Source organism: Novosphingobium sp. B1 (genome assembly GCF_900176395.1).
Taxonomy (GTDB): Bacteria; Pseudomonadota; Alphaproteobacteria; order Sphingomonadales; family Sphingomonadaceae; genus Novosphingobium.
Map to the genome: position 1 here is coordinate 282,087 of NZ_FWXL01000004.1, position 16,679 is coordinate 298,765.

Here is a 16,679-nt window from a genome sequence, read left to right on the forward strand (position 1 = left end):
CCGCCCACTTGCCCCTGCCCACTTGCCCCGCCCCCTTGCCAACGCCTCCCATTGTGTTAATCGATCGGTTAAAGACAATGGGAGAGCGCAGTGCAAATCGACGCAACGACAAGCGCAGTGGTCACCGGCGGGGCTTCCGGGCTTGGCCGCGCCACGGCAGAGGCCCTGGCCGCCGCAGGGGTCAAGGTTGCCATCTTCGACCTTAACGAAGAAGCGGGCGAAGTCGTTGCCCAGACCATTGGCGGGCTGTTCTGCAAGGTGGACATCATGTCCGAAGAATCCGTGGAAGCCGGCTTCGCCAAGGCTCGTGCCGCGCACGGGCAGGAACGCATCTGCGTCCATTGCGCGATGGCCAGCCGCAAGGGCAAGACCATCTCACGCAACCGGGAAACCGGCGAATTCACGCGCCTCTCGACCGAGGATTACGAATTCGCCGCGCAGGGCATCCTGATTGCCAGCTATCGCGTGGCGTCGCTTTCAGCACTCGGCATGGCAGGGCTCGATCCGCTGGAAGATGGTGAGCGCGGCACGATTATCCTGACCGCTTCGGTGGCCGCTCAGGACGCCCAGATCGGTCAGGTGGCCTATGGTTCGCTGAAGGCCGGGGTCAACGGCCTTGTCCTGCCGATGGCGCGCGATCTGATGGACCTCGGCATTCGCGTCAACGCGATCATGCCCGGCATCTTCGGCACGCCGCTGCTGGGCCGCCTGCCGGAGAAGGTGCTCGACAGCCTCAACGCCTCGGTCCCCTTCCCCAAGCGCCTGGGCAAGCCGGAGGAATACGCCAGCCTTGCCATGGAACTGGTGCGCAACAGCTACTTCAACGGTCAGGCCATCCGGCTTGACGGCGCGATCCGCATGGCCCCGCGCTGAGGAGACATTCGATGAGCCAGTCCCCCTTTCGCAACGACATCCTCGCCGGCAAGACCGCCTTCATCGCCGGTGGCACCAGCGGCATAAACCTCGGTATCGCCAAGCGCTTTGCCGAATTGGGCGCGCGCGTTGCCGTCCTTGGCCGCAACCCTGAAAAGGCCGAAGCGGCAGCAACGGAAATCGGCCACGATGCCATGTGGCGCGCCGCCGACGTGCGAGATTACGGCGCAATCTGCGAGGCGATGAAATCCGCCCGCGACGAAATCGGCACGTTCGATATCGTCATTTCGGGTGCGGCCGGAAACTTCCTAGCACCCGTGCTCGGCATGTCGGCCAATGCCTTCAAGACCGTGGTCGATATCGACCTGCTCGGCACCTTCAACGTGTTCCGCGGGTGCCATGAACTTCTGAACCCCGGCGCATCGCTGATCGCGATCACAGCAGGCCAGGCCGAACAGGCGATGGCAATGCAGGCCCATGCTTGCGCGGCAAAGGCCGGTATCAACCAGCTCGTCCGCACGCTCGCCATCGAATGGGGACCGGACGTGCGCGTCAATGGCATTTCCCCCGGGCCGATTGCCGATACCGAAGGCATGGCCCGCCTCGCGCCCAATGAAACCACGCGCCAGGCGCACTATGCGCGCATTCCGATGAAGCGCTGGGGCACGGCATACGAGATCGCCGAAGCCGCCGTCTTCCTGTCGACGCCGGCAGCAAGCTACGTTACCGGCGCGATCCTTGATGTCGATGGCGGAAGTTCGGTCGGCGATGCCTCGCGCACCAGCACGAGCAAGGGCCTGGCCTAACGCGCGCTGAACAGCCCTGTCACGATGCGTGTTCGCCCGTCAGGATCGGGTCGCCCACCTGCATGGTCTTGCCATCGGTGACGATGACCTTGTCGCCCAGCGAAGCGATGCGGAACAGCTTTTCGGCAAAGGCATCGGGCACCCCGATGCAGCCGTTGGTGGCATAGCCCTTTTCGACCTTGCTGCCGTGGATCGAGACGCCATCGTTGGTGAGCCGCATCATCCACGGCATGGGAGCGTCGTAGATATTGGAGACGTGATCGGCGTCCTTCTCGGTGATCGGGAAAACACCGGTCGGCGTCGGCTTGTCGCCATAACCCTTGAGGATGGCCGCCGCGCCGATCTCGTGTCCGTCGCGGAACACCGAGATCACCCGCGCGGTCAGGTCCACCGTGACGACGAGCGGGCCTTGCGAAGGGGCGCGGGCTTCGTCCCAGTAGAACTTGCCGAAGCGGATCGGCTCGTTGATCGGAAGGATGGACTTGACGACAAACGGGCTTTCGACAGGCTTTGCCGCAACGGCCGGAATGGCTGCGGGCTGCGCCGCAGCCTCGATCATCGGCGCGGCTGCTTCGGCCGTGGCATTGCCAAACAACGCTCCGGCAATGTCCTGCCCGGCATGGAACGCAAGCAGCGATGCCGCCGACGTCGCCAGGAAGCCCAGCGGCATGCGCACCCAGCGCTTGCTCCAGAATCCTGCCTGCTTCGTCATTCCATCGGCTCCTTCAGGCAACAAAATAGGCACTTGCCGGTGGCCTTGCGAGTCTTGATCGCGCTGCGTCCCGCAAAGAGACGCAGGGGCAGCTGCACGTTACCAAGCAAGGTTAACGGGATGCACAGGTGGGCAGCAGCCTGAACCAGCAGGACAGGGCTCCGACCCTCGATGCAAGGCGCGATCAGCCCCGATCGCGTGGACGTGCCGAAGGCAGGGCAAGCCTCCGCCAGAGGCGCTCGAGCGGACCCTGCCCAAAACGGACGAGCCACCAGCAGGGCCATGCCAGCATGGCAGCCCAGCCCAGGATCACGAAGAGGAACAGCCACTGCCGGGGCAGTTCGGGCCCCAGACCCAGTCCCCAGTGGCAGAAGATGGCGCTCATCAGCACCGTCGTGCCAAGGTAATTGGTAAAGGCGCAGCGCCCTGCCGCAACCAGAGCCTGGCCGAGGCGAGTGCGTCCGGCACGTGGAAAGATCAGGACAAGTCCGGCGGCATATCCAAGGGCCATCAGCAGATGCGGGACGGCCATGCCGTCTTCGATAGCGAGAAACATGGCGCGGGGCGGCCAATCGTGTGCAGCCAGCCACCGCAGTGCGAGGATGCTGGGAATGCCGCCACCTGCAATTCCCGCCAAGGCCATCCCCAGAAGGCGCCTGCTTGGCCAGTGCGTAAAGAACCCGCCGCGCAGCAGTGCCATGCCAACCAGCATCAGCGGGACGGTCTCGGTCAACGTCGAGAGCGTGACCAAGAATGGCTGGAACGGACCTGACGACAGTTTCAGTCGCACCGCCTCGATGAAGCCCGCCTGCAGGACGGCGTCATCTTTCGCAACCGAGGCAAAAATGCGCTGCATCATTGCCGTCTGCTCGGCCACATCGGCAGCCGCACCATGCCCCGACAGGACGGCCTGTTCGACAAACACCCCCGGCAAACTCGCCAGCGTCTCGATGCCGTGCGCAATCAGGTAGAACGGAATGGCGATGGCCAGAAGCTGCGGCACCTCCAGCTTGCGCAGTGCCAGCACCGCCAGGCCGCTTAGCGCGTAGGGAAACAGAATGTCCCCCCACCACAATAAGGCGTAGTGCGCATATCCGAACAGCGCCAGCCATCCAAGGCGGCGGACCTGGGCAAGGTCGGGATCCACGCCTGCCCGCTCCGCAGCCCGCACAAAGAGGATCATGCTTGAACCGAACAGGATCGTGAAAAGCGCGCGCATCTTGCCTTCGAACACCACGAAGGCAAAGGCGAACCACGCTTCCCCACCGATTGTCGCAGGACCTGGAATGGCAGGCGAAAACGTTGCCAGCGAGGGGCCCCAGAAGCCCGTGATGTTCACCGCAAGAATACCGAGCACGGCAACGCCGCGCAGAAAATCGATCGCGTCTATGCGGGAGGCGTGAGGGTTCTGATCCAAGCCATCAGGGCTTTACCACCAGACAGGTAAACCCGCCAGCCTTGAGGGCATCGCAGGCTCTTTCGGCATCGACTTGTCCGCCGAATCCACCGGCGAGAAGCCGTGTCACGTTGCCCGAGGGCAGATCGATGCGGCCATGGCCGGCCAGTTCGGGCCGCCCCCTGACCTTGGCCCACAAGCCATCGGCATTGCTCTTCACCCCGAAGGCTCCAAGCTGGACGCGCCATTGCCCTGTCGCAGGCTTCGCCGTTGGCGACGCTGGCGCTGTTTTCGTTGCCGGCGCGCTTGGCAGCAGCTTTGCCATGGCCTTTTCCGCAGGCCGGTTGGCGGCCGGTGCGGCTCCCGGAGTGGCTGCGGCAGTGCCGGCAACCCGGCGCGGCTGCGGCATTTCCACCGGATTTGCAAAATCCGCTCCAGCGGTGATCACGGAAGGAGAGAGCGGCACCGTTTCGATCGGCCGGGCCGCTGCCCCCGCACCGCGCAAGGGCACGGCGGGCGCCGCCTTCACGCCGAGATCGGCTGCGGCAAACTGCTGCGATCGCCTCGCCCGCGCCCCCTGTTCCAGTTCGGCCGCCAGCGACACGCCTAGTTGCCGCTGCTCCAACGGGATCATGCCGTCCATGGTCGAGAGGCTGCGCTGCGCCTGCTCGAGACCCGATGCTGCAGACCGCGTCATCAAGGCATAGGCGCGCACCCAGTCCTTGTTCAGGCCATCACCGTTGAAATGGGCAATGCCCAGAATGTACATGGCACGCGGTTCGCCGCGCTCGGCTGAAGCCTGCAGGAAGGGCAGCGCATCGCCCTTTCGGCCTGACTGGAACAGCAACAGGCCCAGCGTATCCGCTGCCTTGATGTGCCCCTGTTCAGCGGCCTTGCGATACCACGCTTCGGCCCGCTTGAGATCCTGCGGCACGCCTTTGCCCAGCTTGTAGGCCTGGCCCATGTTGAATTGCGCATCGGCATCGCCGCTCGCCGCCGGGCCGAGCCATTCCTTTACGGCCGCCTCGTGCTCCCCCCGCGACCAGGCATCGACACCTGCCTTGACGTCGGCCCGGGCCGGAGCTGAGGCCACCAGCGCAAAGGCCACGACAAGAGCTGCCACAGGTGCATAACCGTTCGCCAATTTCGTCATCGTGCGATTGCCCGTCCCCGAAAGATTCGCCTGTCCATGCACCCCGCTCCGGCCGGTCCGATAGCCTGGCAACCTGCAGGGGTCTGCCTGAGCCATTCGCAACGCCGCGCGCCCGTTGTCCGGGCCTCGTACTCGAAGCTTATAGTCAATGACGCGTTAGCGAAACCTTAGCGCAGATTACGGACCTTGTCCGCGCCGTTGCGCTACCCTTTTGCCGCCTGTCCCACGCCCTTCGGCCCCGTCTTAACCAAAATTTCAGCCCGATCTGCGAATCCCTGCTCAAGAGATTGCGTAATTCAGGGGGTTTTGGCTTTGCGCGTACTGGCTTTGGCATCGCAAAAAGGCGGATCGGGCAAGACCACGCTGTCCGGTCACCTCGCCGTGCAGGCGCAGCGTGCGGGCGCAGGCCCGGTGGTTTTGATCGACATCGATCCGCAAGGCTCGCTTTCGGATTGGTGGAACGAGCGCGAGGCCGAATTTCCGGCCTTCGCCCAGACCACGGTTGCCCGTCTTGCATCCGACCTTGCCATCCTGCGCCAGCAGGGCTTCAAGCTTGCCGTGATCGACACGCCCCCGGCCATTACCATGGCGATCCAGTCGGTGATTTCGGTGGCCGAACTCATCGTCGTGCCGACTCGCCCCAGCCCGCACGACCTGCGCGCCGTCGGAGCGACGGTAGATCTGTGCGATCGCGCCGGTAAGCCGCTGATCTTCGTGGTCAATGCCGCCACGCCCAAGGCGCGGATCACCTCGGAAGCCGCCGTAGCGCTGTCGCAGCACGGCACCGTGGCGCCAGTGACGTTGCACCACCGCACCGACTTCGCAGCATCGATGATCGACGGACGCACCGTGATGGAAGTGGATCCATCGGGCAAGTCGGCCGCCGAAGTCACCGCGCTGTGGACATACATCTCAGAGCGACTCGAGAAGAATTTCCGTCGCACCGTGTTTGCCGTACCGCAGCAGGTTGCCACGATGCCGATGGCCGGCGCCGCACGTCCGACGGGCGGCTTCGGTCGTCGCGTGGTTGGCTCGTGAGGTGTCGCGCATGAGCCTGGCAAAGCCTCTCGCCTCGCTGTCTCCGAGCCTCCTTGCCCGCAAGGGTGCCGCGCGCCCGGCGATGCGCCCGCAACTGGCGATCAGCCTCGACGATCTTGGCTGGAACGACCATGGCGAGGAGCACGAAATTGCTCACACCCAGCCCGAAAAGCCGGTTGTCGTCCAGCAGATCGAGGCGCTGGCCGAGGCCGTAGCGCCGTTCGAGGTCGAAGCAAACAAGCCGATCCCGCCGCTGACCATGCCGCCGCCCCGCCGTCTCAAGGCCGGACGCGAAGTACGCTCGGCCCTGCAGGATGGCCGCAAGGCTGCCTTCACGCTGCGGCTCGATAGTTATCGTCACCTGCGCCTGCGCCTGGCCTGCACGATCGAGGATTGCAGTGCACAGGCTCTGGTGACCGAAGCGCTTGATCGCTTCCTCGCCGACATGCCGGGTCTGGAAGATCTCGCCCGCAAGACGATCTCGCGAAATTGATGAAGAGGGACTTCGAACGATGACCGCCGCTTCTCGGATTATCGCTTCAGGCCGCGCCTCGCGCCTGGCCATGACCGCCGCACTTGGTGCAGGGCTGCTGACCGGATGTGGCGCGGCTGGCGTCCATCCGGCCAAGCTTGCAAGTTCGGCAGAAACCGCGCTTGCCAAGGGCAGTACGACCATCGCGATCGGCAACGCCGAGAAAGCGGTGCTGGCCGATCCGCGCAATGCGGCATACCGCGTGCTGCTCGGTAATGCCTATCTCAAGGCAGGCCGTTTCGAATCGGCTCGGCAGTCCTACGATGAAGCAATGGAACTGGGCGAGGACTCGAGCCGGACAGCCCTGAGCCTGGCGCTTGCCGATATCGCCATCGGGCGCAATGCCGAAGCGCTCGACACGCTCAACTCCTACCGCGATGCCATGGCGCCATCGGATTACGGCCTTGCAATCGCGCTGGCAGGGCAGCCTGCGCAGGGAGCGGCAGTGCTTGCCGATACGTTGCGCCGTGGCGAGAATACTCCAAAGGTCCGCCAGAATCTCGCTCTTGCCTATGCGCTCGGCGGGCAGTGGCGCCAGGCCCGCCTCATGGCCGCGCAGGACGTCCCGGCTGACCAGCTGGGTGAACGCATGGAGCAGTGGGCCCTCATGGGCTATTCGGAAAAGCCGCGCGATCGTGTCGCCGGCCTTATTGGCGTTCCGCTTCGCGGAGACGCAGGACAACCCGCAGCCTTGGCTCTGGCCAACTTTCCCGGCAACGAACAACTCGCGGCCGATGCTGCAACGCGAGTGGAGCCTGTCGCTGCCGCACCTGCACTCGCCGAAGCAGCAGTGAACGAACTGCCCGCAGTCGAGCCACAGTCGCCTGCCCCGGTCCTTGCTGACGCTTCGTCGCAATCGCCACAAGCGCAGATGGCAATGATCGACCGCCCGGCTGCCCGGCTGCCCGCGCCTGTAGCGGTTGCAGCCACGCTTGGCCGCAAGCCGGTCTTGCCTGCTGCGAGAGCGGTCATCGCCCCTGCCCGCAATGGCACCCATCTTGTTCAGCTTGGCTCCTTTGCCACCCCTGAAGGCGCGCGCCGCGCCTGGCGCCATTACACTTCACGCACCCCTGCGCTGAAAGGCTTCACCAACGTGACCACGCAAGTCACGGTCAATGGCAAGCAATACTGGCGCGTCCTTGCTGCTGGATTTGCCGGGCAATCCTCCGCCACTTCGATGTGCGGAACGGTGAAGGCCCGCGGCGGCGCATGTCTTGTCATGCGCGGAGCGGCACCAGCCGTGCCCGGCCAGCAACGCGCTGCCGAAACACGGATGGCCAAACGCTGATCATCAGTACCCGAATTGGGGCGGCAAGGCGCGGCGGCGAAAGCTGCCGCGCCTTTGTCCGTTTCGGCGCGACGATCAGTCGATCTGCTTGCCGCCCTTGAACAGCGCGGCAACGCGGCCTTCCACAGGTCGACGATCGAATGGCGTATTGCCCGCCGCGGCTGCCATCTTGTCGGAATCGACGATCCACGGTCGGACGGGGTCGACGATGGCGATGTCCGCTTCCATGCCCGCCTCAAGCCGCCCCGCTTGAACGCCAAGCAGGCGCGCCGGGTTGGTGCAGAGCAGTTCGAAAGCGCGGGCCATGCCGATCACGCCATCACGCACCAGTGTCAGCGTCAACGGCAGGAGCGTTTCGGCTCCGGCCATGCCTGGTTCGGCATCGGCAAAGGGCAGGCGCTTGTCTTCCGGCCCGCGTGGGTCGTGACCCGACGAGATCACGTCGATCGTGCCATCGCCGATCGCCGCGACCACGGCCTTGCGGTCGGCATCCGAGCGCAGCGGCGGCGACATCCGGCAGAAAGTGCGGAAGCCGACGAGTTCGAGGTCTGACAGGATGAAGTGCGCAGGGGTGACACCAGCCGTCACTTTCACCCCGCGCGCCTTGGCCGCACGCACCAGATCGAGCGCCCGGGCCGTTGTAACCTGCCGGAAGTGGACGTGTGCGCCGGCAAGCTCGGCCAGTGCGATATCGCGCGCCACCGCCAGCGCCTCGGCTTCGGCCGGCGCACTGGGCAGCCCCAACCGCGTCGCGACATCGCCCGCGGTTGCCACGGCGCTGCCGGTGATCCCGGCGTCCTCGGCGTGCGTCACCACAACCAGCCCCAGCATCGCGCAATAGCGCAACAGCCGCAGCATCACGCCCGAATCCGCGATCCAGCCGCGCCCTGTCGCCACGGCCTTGGCTCCGGCATCGCGCATCAGCGCAAGCTCTGCGAGTTCCGTACCCTCAAGCCCGCGTGTCGCTGCAGCCAGCGGGTGAACCCACATGTCCGGCTTGCCCGATTGCGCGGCAAAGCGCACACGCGCCGGATGGTCGAGCACCGGCCCCTGATCGGGCATCAGGGCTGCGCGGGTGATCCCGCCAAAGTGGAAGGCCGGCTTGTCGATGGCGAAAACGCCGAGATCAACGAGGCCCGGCGCGATCAGCTTGCCTTTGGCATCGAAGACATCGTCACCATCCTGCGGCGTCACGTCTCCGACAGCCACGATGCGGCCGTCCTCACAGCGCAAGCTGCCTGCGACGGGAGCGCCCTCGCCCAGTACCAGCTTGCCGCCGATGATCGTCAATGGCCTTGCGATCATGCTGGCACTCTCTCTGCTTCCCAGCCCGGCACGCCACGCGCCCGGCGGGTCAGGACTTCGAGGCAGGCCATGCGGATCGCAACACCCATCTCCACCTGGCGCGTGATCAGGCTGCGCACGGGCATGTCAGCCACGGTCGAATCGATCTCGACACCCCGGTTCATCGGTCCCGGGTGCATAACGAAGGCATCGGGCTCTGCCTTGGCCAGCCGTTCGGGTGTGAGACCATAAAGGTGCCGGTATTCGCGCGGCGAGGGGATGAACTGCCCGGTCATGCGCTCCTGTTGCAGGCGCAGCATCATCACGATGTTGGCCCCTTTCAGCGCTGCGTCGAAATCATGGAACGGCGTTACGCCCATTGCCTCGATCTCGGCTGGCATCAGCGCAGGCGGCGCGCAAACCCGCACATCTGCGCCCAGTGCGGTCAGGCTGAGAATGTTCGAGCGCGCAACGCGGCTGTGCAGGATATCGCCGCAGATCGTCACTTTCAGCCCGTTGAGGTCCGAACTCACCGGTAGCCCGAGCGCATGACGCATGGTCAGGGCATCGAGCAGCGCCTGAGTGGGATGCTCGTGCTGTCCGTCGCCGGCGTTGAGCACCGGGCAATCGACCTTTTCCGCAATCAGCCGCACCGCGCCGGAACTGGCATGACGGATCACGATGGCATCGGCGCGCATCGCGTTCAGCGTCATCGCCGTGTCGATCAGCGTCTCGCCCTTCTTCACGCTGCTCGTCGCGGCGTGCATGTTGACGACGTCTGCGCCCAGGCGCTTGCCGGCAATCTCGAAGCTCAGCAGCGTCCGCGTCGAATTCTCGAAGAAGGCGTTGATGATCGTCAAGCCGTTCAGCAGGTCGGTTTTTTTCTTCGGCTGCCGGTTCAGCTCCACCCATTGCTCCGCCTCGTCCAGAAGGTAGAGAATTTCGTGGCGCGCAAGCTGGCCGATACCGGTCAGGTCACGGTGCGGGTAGGCGAGGCCGCCCGCTGGATAGCGGCCCGCTTGGGGTGTCGTTGGGCTTTGCATTGAAACCAGTTCCCTAGAGGGCAGTTGGTTCAGTCTCAAGCCGTTTCCCGCTGGTCAGGGCAGGTCGTCCACAATAGAGTCTTGCCCATGAGCTTTGCCAAATCGGTCTGGAAGATCCTCGTCGCCATCAAGGACGGTCTCGTCCTGCTGTTCCTGCTCCTGTTCTTCGCAGGGCTTTACATGCTGCTGACCTTGCGCCCCGCTCCCGGAATGGTGCGCGAAGGTGCGCTTTACCTGCCGCTTGAAGGCCGCATCGTCGAGGAAGCCAGCGAGGTTTCGCCAACGCAACTGCTGTCCGGGCAGACGCCCGAGGCCGAATATACCGCGCGTGACGTATCGCGCGCGATTGCCGCTGCGGCGGACGATACGCGGATCAAGGCTGTCGTGCTCGATCTCGAAGCGTTCGGCGGCGGCTCGGCTGTCCATCTCAGCCAGATCGGCGCGGCGATGGACAAGGTGCGCGCGGCGAAGAAGCCGGTGCTCGTCCGCTCGCTGATCTACACCGACGATGCGATGCAGCTTGCCGCGCATTCGTCCGAAGCCTGGGTCGATCCCATGGGCGGCGTGGCCATCAGCGGGCCGGGCGGCACGCTGCTGTTCTACAAGGGCCTGATCGACAAGCTGAAAGCCAACGTCCACGTCTTCAAGGTCGGCACCTACAAGAGTGCGGTCGAACCCTATATTCGCGCCGACATGTCGCCCGAAGCGCGCGAGGCGATGCAGGCGGTCTATGGCACGCTGTGGCAGAACTGGCAGGACGAGGTGAAGAAGGCCCGCCCCAAGGCCGATCTTACCCTCGCTACCACCGATCCGGCCAAGTGGGTGCAGGACAACGGCAACGATGCCGCGCAGGCAGCGCTCAAGTCTAACCTCGTCGACAAGATCGGCGATCGCGTGGCCTTCGGTCAGCGCGTTGCGCAGATCGTCGGCGCCGATGAGGAAGAAGGCCTCGGCGCGTTCAAGGCCACCGAACTCCCGGTCTATCTGGCGGACAAGCCCGCGCCCAGGGCGGGCAAGGCTGTCGCCGTCGTCACTGTCGCCGGCGAGATCGTCGATGGCGATGTCGGCCCGGGCACCGCTGGTGGCGACCGGATCGCCGACCTGATCGACGGCGTGACGCAGAGCGACGATTACGCAGGGCTCGTCCTGCGCGTGGATTCGCCGGGCGGCTCGGTCATGGCCTCCGAACGCATCCGTGGCGCGGTGGAACGCGTCAAGGCCAAGGGCTTGCCCGTCGCCGTCTCGATGGGCAGCCTTGCCGCCAGCGGCGGGTATTGGGTCTCCACGCCGGCCCAGCGCATCTTTGCCGAACCCAGCACGATCACCGGCTCGATCGGCGTCTTCGCCGTCCTGCCCACGCTCGAACAGACGCTGCCGCAATATGGCGTCACCACCGATTCGATCCGCACCACCCCGCTCTCGGGCCAACCGGACCTCCTGGGTGGCCTCAGCCCGCAGGTCGAGGCCCTGCTGCAAGGCCAGGTCGAACAGACCTACGGCCGCTTCCTCGGCCTCGTCGCCAAGGCGCGCGGCAAGTCTCCGGCCGACATCGACAAGATCGCACAAGGCCGCATCTGGGACGGCGGAACCGCGCGCCAGCTGGGCCTAGTCGACCAGTTCGGTGGCTTGGACGACGCCGTGGCATGGGTCGCCAAACAGGCCAAGGCCGACACGTTCCACGCCGCCTACGTCGAGGACGAACCCAGCCCCTTCGCGCAAATCCTGCGCCAGATGGAGACCGGGCAAGCGCCCGAAGCGCGCGCGCACGACCTCGCGGGAGCGCTTGCGGCGCAGCAGCAGGGCCTGATGGCGAGGATGCAGGTCGATGTGCTGCGCCTGATGGAGGGCGGCGGGATCAGGGCTTATTGCTTGGAGTGTGCGGGGGATGATGCCGGTCATGCTGACCGCCGAGCATCAGCAAGCATTGGCGTCCTTGCCTTGTTGGGGCGGTTTTTTACCTAACCCCAATGCTCTTGGATTTGGAGATTGAAGATGCCCTTCGAACCACTCGGTTACGGCGACAAATGGTATGACCGGGTCATAGGGCGCCGTCTGAAATCCACAGAGTTTATTTCTGTGCTCATCATCGTGGGTGGCGCGATCTTGTTGTTCAATCTGTAAATCCGCGCTTCAATATATGCGTCACCCTGAACTTGTTTCAGGGTCCATATCTCCCCCTGCGCTGTCCGGGGTTGGTGGGGGATGGATGCCGAAACAAGTTCAGCATGACGACGCTTTCAATCAATCTCCTATCGCCTCAATCCGGCGGCGCTGGCACTTCCTGCGGCGCGCCCGGCTCAACCTGATCCGGTTCCACCACCGGCGTCTCGTCTGGCTGGATCACCGGCGGTACGCCATCAGGCTCAGTCACCGGGGGGCTCTCGGGCGGGGACTGGGGTTCGATTCGGTCGGGCTGCGGGGAATCAGGGGTCGTGGCCATCGTGGGGCTCCTTTGAAGGCTTGCGCTTTCTGCCCCAACTCGTCGCGGGGATAGCGGGTTCCGCGCATAGCTGCGCGCGTGCTCCCTCCCCTTGAGGGGAGGGTTGGGGAGGGGTGGTCTGCGCTTGATGCGGGGCATTCCGGCGGGTGTTGAGCCCCCACCCCCAACCCCTCCCCGTCGGGGAGGGGGGTAAGAAAAGGTGCCCTCCCCGCCGGAGAGGGTGCAAGAAGCGGGGTCATCTCGCTCCCCAAATCCAAGGTGCTTGCCCTTTTCAAGCCACTGCGATAGGGGCACCGCTCGCTTTTCGCCGGATGCGGGCGTGGCGGAACTGGTAGACGCAGCAGGTTTAGGTCCTGCCATCGCAAGATGTGGGGGTTCGAGTCCCTTCGCCCGCACCAGTCCGCGCGCCGGCGTCCGAGTCAGCTTTTCCCGCGCAAGCGCGTGACATACATGAAAGTTGGATCAGGATGCAGATCGTCGAAACCACCAACGAGGGCCTGAAGCGCGCCTACACCGTCACCATCCCTGCGAGCGACATTGCCGCCCGGGTCGAGGGTGAGGTCAAGAAGATCGCTCCGCAGGTGCGCATGCCCGGCTTCCGCCCTGGCAAGGTGCCCGCCAACCTCGTTCGCAAGATGCACGGCCCGGCGCTCCATCAGGAAGCGCTGCAGACCTCCATTCGCGAAGCGATGGACAAGCTGGTTGCCGACAACAAGCTGCGTCCCGCCATGCAGCCCGCCGTTTCGCTTGGCGAAGGCTATGACGAAGGCAAGGACGCCGAGCTCACCGTCGAGCTGGAAGTTCTGCCCCAGATCGAAGCGCCGTCGCTTGAAGGCCTGAAGCTCGAAAAGCTGACCGTGCCCGTTACCGAAGAGCAGGTCGACGAAGCCGTCGCCCGCATCGGCGCCGGCCAGAAGTCGTTCAGCGATGCTGCCGAAGGCGCAGCCGCCAAGGACGGCGACCAGATCATCATCGACTTCCTCGGCAAGGTCGATGGCGTTGCCTTCGAAGGCGGCGCGGCTGAAGACACCCCGCTGGAACTCGGCGCCGGTCGCTTCATCCCCGGCTTTGAGGAACAGCTCGTCGGCGTGAAGGCCGGTGACGAAACCGTCATCACCGTGACCTTCCCTGAAGACTACCCGGCCGAAAACCTCAAGGGCAAGGAAGCCACCTTCGACATCAAGGTCAAGGCGGTGAAGAACCCCGGTGAATTCGAAGCCAACGACGAATTCGCCAAGGCGCTCGGCCTTGAAAGCCTCGATCAGCTCAAGACCCTGCTGCGTGGCCAGCTCGAGCAGGAAACTGCCGGCCTGACCCGCACCCAGATGAAGCGCGCGTTGCTCGATCAGCTTGCCGCCGGTCACGACTTTGCCGTGCCGCCTTCGATGGTCGATGCCGAGTTCGAGCAGATCTGGGCCCAGCTCCAGCAGGAAGCCCAGAACGAAGAGAACCCCGAAGAGGCTCTCAAGGAAATCGAGGCCGAGAAGGACGATTATCGCAAGATCGCCGAACGCCGCGTGCGTCTCGGCCTGCTGCTGTCGGAAATCGGCCAGGCCAACGGCGTGACCGTCTCCAGCCAGGAAATGGAAATGCTGATCCGCCAGGCTGCCCAGCAGTACCGCGAGCAGGACCGCCAGCGCTTCGTTGACTATGTCCGTTCCGAACCGCTCGCCGCCGCCCAGCTGCGCGCGCCGCTTTACGAGGACAAGGTTGTCGACTTCCTGTTCGACAAGGCCGAAGTCACGGAACGTGAAGTGACCAAGGACGAGCTGCAGGCCGCGATCGAAGCCGAGGAAGGCGCTGCTCCGGCTGACGCAAAGCCTGCCAAGAAGGCTCCGGCCAAGAAGAAGGCTGCCAAGGAAGAGGCTCCCGCCGAGGAAACCGCCGCTCCTGCCGAAGCCGACGCGCCGAAGAAGAAGGCCGCTCCCAAGAAGAAGGCTGCCGAGGAAACACCTGCTGCCGAAGCCGCCGCTGACGAAGCGCCTGCGCCCAAGAAGAAGGCTCCGGCCAAGAAGAAGGCCGAAGGCTGATCCATCACGGATTGATCTGGCCCGACGGGGCTGGATATCAGACGGCCCGGCATGCTTCGGCACGCCGGGCCGTTGGCTTTTGTGGCCTTGTACTACGTAGTGATGCGCCGTTTGATTGCCTATTTTCTTAGGAAATATGCGGTTGCTCGGTTTCCGATTCATCTTCCTTTCGCGGCCGAGTCGCATTGTGTCAGCATCCATTGGCAAGAACCTCTCAAGGGGGAACTGCCATGCACACCGTCCGCAATCGTGTTGCCTCGCGTCCGCGTCCGCCTCGTTCTTCCACCAAGGGCAAAGTGCCAAGATCGGCCGCACTGGTTGCGCCAACGCGTCGTGAACCGGCCTTCCTGCTGCGTCACCCCAACCCGCCTGCCTTCCCGGAGCATCTGATCCTCCCCGCCCCGCGCGGAGCTGTCATCGCCAGCGTGCCTTGGCCGGAAAGGCCCGTCACGCCCAAGGCTCCGGCGCGCAAGAAGCGTGGCAAGAACGACAAGGGAAAAACCCTGAAGGGTAAGCTTGAGGCGAAACAGTGCCGCCCATCTCCCCCTCGCAAGGCGACACGGCGGAAGGCGGCCGATGCGCGCAAGCCTGCGAGTCAGGAGGCGGAACTGCCTATGGCCGCTAGACCGCCCGCTGCCATGCCTTCGGCGCCCAACGTCCAACCAGGTTCGGATGCAACTGTTGCCATGACCATGATCGACCTTTTGGATCGCGCGCTGGCGATGGAGCCCGAGCTTCCCTCAGCACCAACCGAATCCCCTTCGGCCAAAGCCTCCGCAACGATGGCCGAAGTCACGCCGCTGCCGCGTTCGCATACCCCCATGCTTCCGCGCGGCAGCGGCCTTTTTGAAACCATCGCGCAGTGGTTTCGCAGCCTTGCCCTATGGCGCAGCACGCGGGCACGCAAAGCACAGGACCGTAGCCACGCAGTTCGTGCTAATGCCCGCCATCGTGCCCTGCAATCGCACTCGGAGGCGCTCGAAGCGTTGCAGTCGCAAACCAAGGGTTAACCTGAATGCGCCAGAGGCGGCTCCGACCTTTTATCGGAGATAGTGTTTGCGCCTGCCCATTGCCTTGGCACTCCTCGCCCTTTCAGTGCCTGCAGCGGGGCAGATTGTCAGCGGCCATGCCAGTGCTCTTGATGGAGACACGCTGGACATGACCGGGCAGCGGCTGCGCCTGTTCGGGATCGATGCGCCCGAGAGCACGCAAAAGTGCCTGCGCGATGGTGCGACGTGGGACTGCGGGGCACAGGCAAAACGACAACTCGCCATGTTGATAGACGGCGCCGAACCGGAATGCCGGGTTGTTGTGACCGATCCACAGGGCATAGGGATCGCCCGCTGCACTGTCGCGGCGCGCGATCTTTCAGAAGCGCTGGTGGCCGCCGGTCTTGCCGTGGTGACCGCGCCAAGCCCCGATGAACCGGCATTGGCAGAGGCCCAGCAGCTTGCGAAAGAAGCCAAGGTCGGCATATGGGCAGGGACATTCGAGATGCCCTCGCAGTGGCGAAAATCGCATCCCCAGGCGCGGCTCCCCATCGTCTCGCGCCATGACAGCCAAGGCTCTGGCGGGTCCGGCAATATGCCTCAGCGCCCGGTCCGCAAGGTCTATCGCCACGCTTTCGGCTGCGCGATCAAGGGAAACATCAGTCACCGCAACGGTGAGCACATCTACTATTTGCCCGGCATGAAATATTACGACGGTACTCGCCCCGAGCGGCTGTTTTGCTCCGAGGAGGAAGCGCAATCCGCCGGTTACCGCCTTTCACGTGGCGGGTAGTTGGCTCCGACCTGAAATCTGATGTCCTTGTGCACTGGCATCATGTCCTTCAGGGAGGGCTGTTTCTCGACTATGGATCAAAAGGCAGGCCCCTGCCCCCATCAACGCAGGCATGGCCAGCAGCACCGCATCACCCCTTAAGTATTTTAGTCCATTATTCCGGGGGCTTGGACAAAGCGCTCGTTTCATGTCTTGATCTTCTTGTCATATCCGTTGCCGACCTGCTTGCTCTCCAGTCTTGATGAATAATGTGTAAATATAATTGGACATTTTATCTGTCCAAAGGACTGATCGGTGGCAAA

At 64.3% G+C, this 16,679-nt stretch carries 15 protein-coding genes and 1 tRNA gene; 10 read left to right on the forward strand and 6 right to left on the reverse strand.

Annotated features, from left to right (window positions below):
• Window positions 1-90: 90 nt before the first annotated feature.
• Together B9A23_RS09385 and B9A23_RS09390 are read left to right on the forward strand one after the other, a co-directional pair.
• Window positions 91-873, forward strand: coding sequence for an SDR family oxidoreductase (locus tag B9A23_RS09385; protein WP_084278592.1), 783 nt, complete (start codon window positions 91-93; stop codon window positions 871-873).
• An 11-nt stretch (window positions 874-884) separates the two neighbouring features.
• The gene (locus B9A23_RS09390; RefSeq protein WP_084278593.1) at window positions 885-1,679 is read left to right on the forward strand and encodes an SDR family oxidoreductase; all 795 of its coding nucleotides are present in this window, start codon (window positions 885-887) and stop codon (window positions 1,677-1,679) included.
• Between the two features lie 19 nt (window positions 1,680-1,698).
• On the opposite strand, the gene B9A23_RS09395 is transcribed toward B9A23_RS09390, so the two are convergent.
• From B9A23_RS09395 to B9A23_RS09405, 3 genes are all read right to left on the reverse strand, one after another.
• Window positions 1,699-2,391: a L,D-transpeptidase family protein gene (locus B9A23_RS09395; RefSeq protein WP_139797395.1), complete on the reverse strand. Its 693-nt coding sequence runs from the start codon at window positions 2,389-2,391 to the stop codon at window positions 1,699-1,701.
• Between the two features lie 184 nt (window positions 2,392-2,575).
• A complete protein-coding gene (locus tag B9A23_RS09400; protein WP_084278594.1) occupies window positions 2,576-3,808 on the reverse strand; it encodes a DUF418 domain-containing protein in 1,233 nt (410 codons plus the stop codon).
• Between the two features lie 4 nt (window positions 3,809-3,812).
• Entirely contained in the window at window positions 3,813-4,940 is a 1,128-nt protein-coding gene (locus B9A23_RS09405) for an SPOR domain-containing protein (RefSeq protein ID WP_084278720.1), read from the reverse strand.
• Between the two features lie 312 nt (window positions 4,941-5,252).
• Here B9A23_RS09405 and B9A23_RS09410 point away from each other — a divergent pair, with 312 nt between their 5' ends.
• The 3 genes from B9A23_RS09410 to B9A23_RS09420 are packed head-to-tail and all read left to right on the forward strand — an operon-like array spanning window position 5,253 to window position 7,798.
• Entirely contained in the window at window positions 5,253-5,978 is a 726-nt protein-coding gene (locus B9A23_RS09410; RefSeq protein WP_084278595.1) for a ParA family protein, read from the forward strand.
• 10 nt (window positions 5,979-5,988) lie between these two features.
• Window positions 5,989-6,471 (forward strand): hypothetical protein, encoded by a 483-nt coding sequence (locus tag B9A23_RS09415; RefSeq protein ID WP_084278721.1) that lies wholly within the window; start codon window positions 5,989-5,991, stop codon window positions 6,469-6,471.
• A 19-nt stretch (window positions 6,472-6,490) separates the two neighbouring features.
• Window positions 6,491-7,798 (forward strand): SPOR domain-containing protein, encoded by a 1,308-nt coding sequence (locus B9A23_RS09420; protein WP_084278596.1) that lies wholly within the window; start codon window positions 6,491-6,493, stop codon window positions 7,796-7,798.
• A 75-nt stretch (window positions 7,799-7,873) separates the two neighbouring features.
• On the opposite strand, the gene B9A23_RS09425 is transcribed toward B9A23_RS09420, so the two are convergent.
• Window positions 7,874-9,103: a dihydroorotase gene (locus tag B9A23_RS09425; protein WP_084278597.1), complete on the reverse strand. Its 1,230-nt coding sequence runs from the start codon at window positions 9,101-9,103 to the stop codon at window positions 7,874-7,876.
• On the reverse strand, window positions 9,100-10,125 hold the full coding sequence (locus tag B9A23_RS09430; RefSeq protein WP_084278598.1) for an aspartate carbamoyltransferase catalytic subunit: 1,026 nt from the start codon (window positions 10,123-10,125) through the stop codon (window positions 9,100-9,102). Before B9A23_RS09430 ends, B9A23_RS09425 begins: the two co-directional genes overlap by 4 nt.
• Before the next feature lie 87 nt (window positions 10,126-10,212).
• On the opposite strand from B9A23_RS09430, the gene sppA reads away from it, so the two are divergent.
• Entirely contained in the window at window positions 10,213-12,087 is a 1,875-nt protein-coding gene (gene sppA, locus B9A23_RS09435; RefSeq protein WP_084278599.1) for a signal peptide peptidase SppA, read from the forward strand.
• A gap of 295 nt (window positions 12,088-12,382) precedes the next feature.
• On the opposite strand, the gene B9A23_RS09440 is transcribed toward sppA, so the two are convergent.
• Complete coding sequence (locus B9A23_RS09440) at window positions 12,383-12,565, reverse strand: hypothetical protein (protein WP_084278600.1); 183 nt, start codon at window positions 12,563-12,565, stop codon at window positions 12,383-12,385.
• A 313-nt stretch (window positions 12,566-12,878) separates the two neighbouring features.
• Between B9A23_RS09440 and B9A23_RS09445 the strand changes: the two genes are divergently transcribed.
• From B9A23_RS09445 to B9A23_RS09460, 4 genes are all read left to right on the forward strand, one after another.
• Window positions 12,879-12,963, forward strand: a tRNA-Leu gene (locus B9A23_RS09445).
• Window positions 12,964-13,032: 69 nt separating this feature from the next.
• Window positions 13,033-14,595 carry a trigger factor gene (gene tig, locus B9A23_RS09450; protein WP_084278601.1) on the forward strand — a complete coding sequence of 521 codons (1,563 nt, stop codon included), beginning with the start codon at window positions 13,033-13,035 and terminating at the stop codon, window positions 14,593-14,595.
• A gap of 692 nt (window positions 14,596-15,287) precedes the next feature.
• Window positions 15,288-15,605, forward strand: a complete 318-nt coding sequence (locus B9A23_RS22205; RefSeq protein ID WP_176217935.1) for a hypothetical protein — start codon at window positions 15,288-15,290, stop codon at window positions 15,603-15,605.
• A 64-nt stretch (window positions 15,606-15,669) separates the two neighbouring features.
• Window positions 15,670-16,377 carry a thermonuclease family protein gene (locus B9A23_RS09460; RefSeq protein WP_084278603.1) on the forward strand — a complete coding sequence of 236 codons (708 nt, stop codon included), beginning with the start codon at window positions 15,670-15,672 and terminating at the stop codon, window positions 16,375-16,377.
• The last annotated feature ends 302 nt before the right edge of the window (window positions 16,378-16,679 follow it).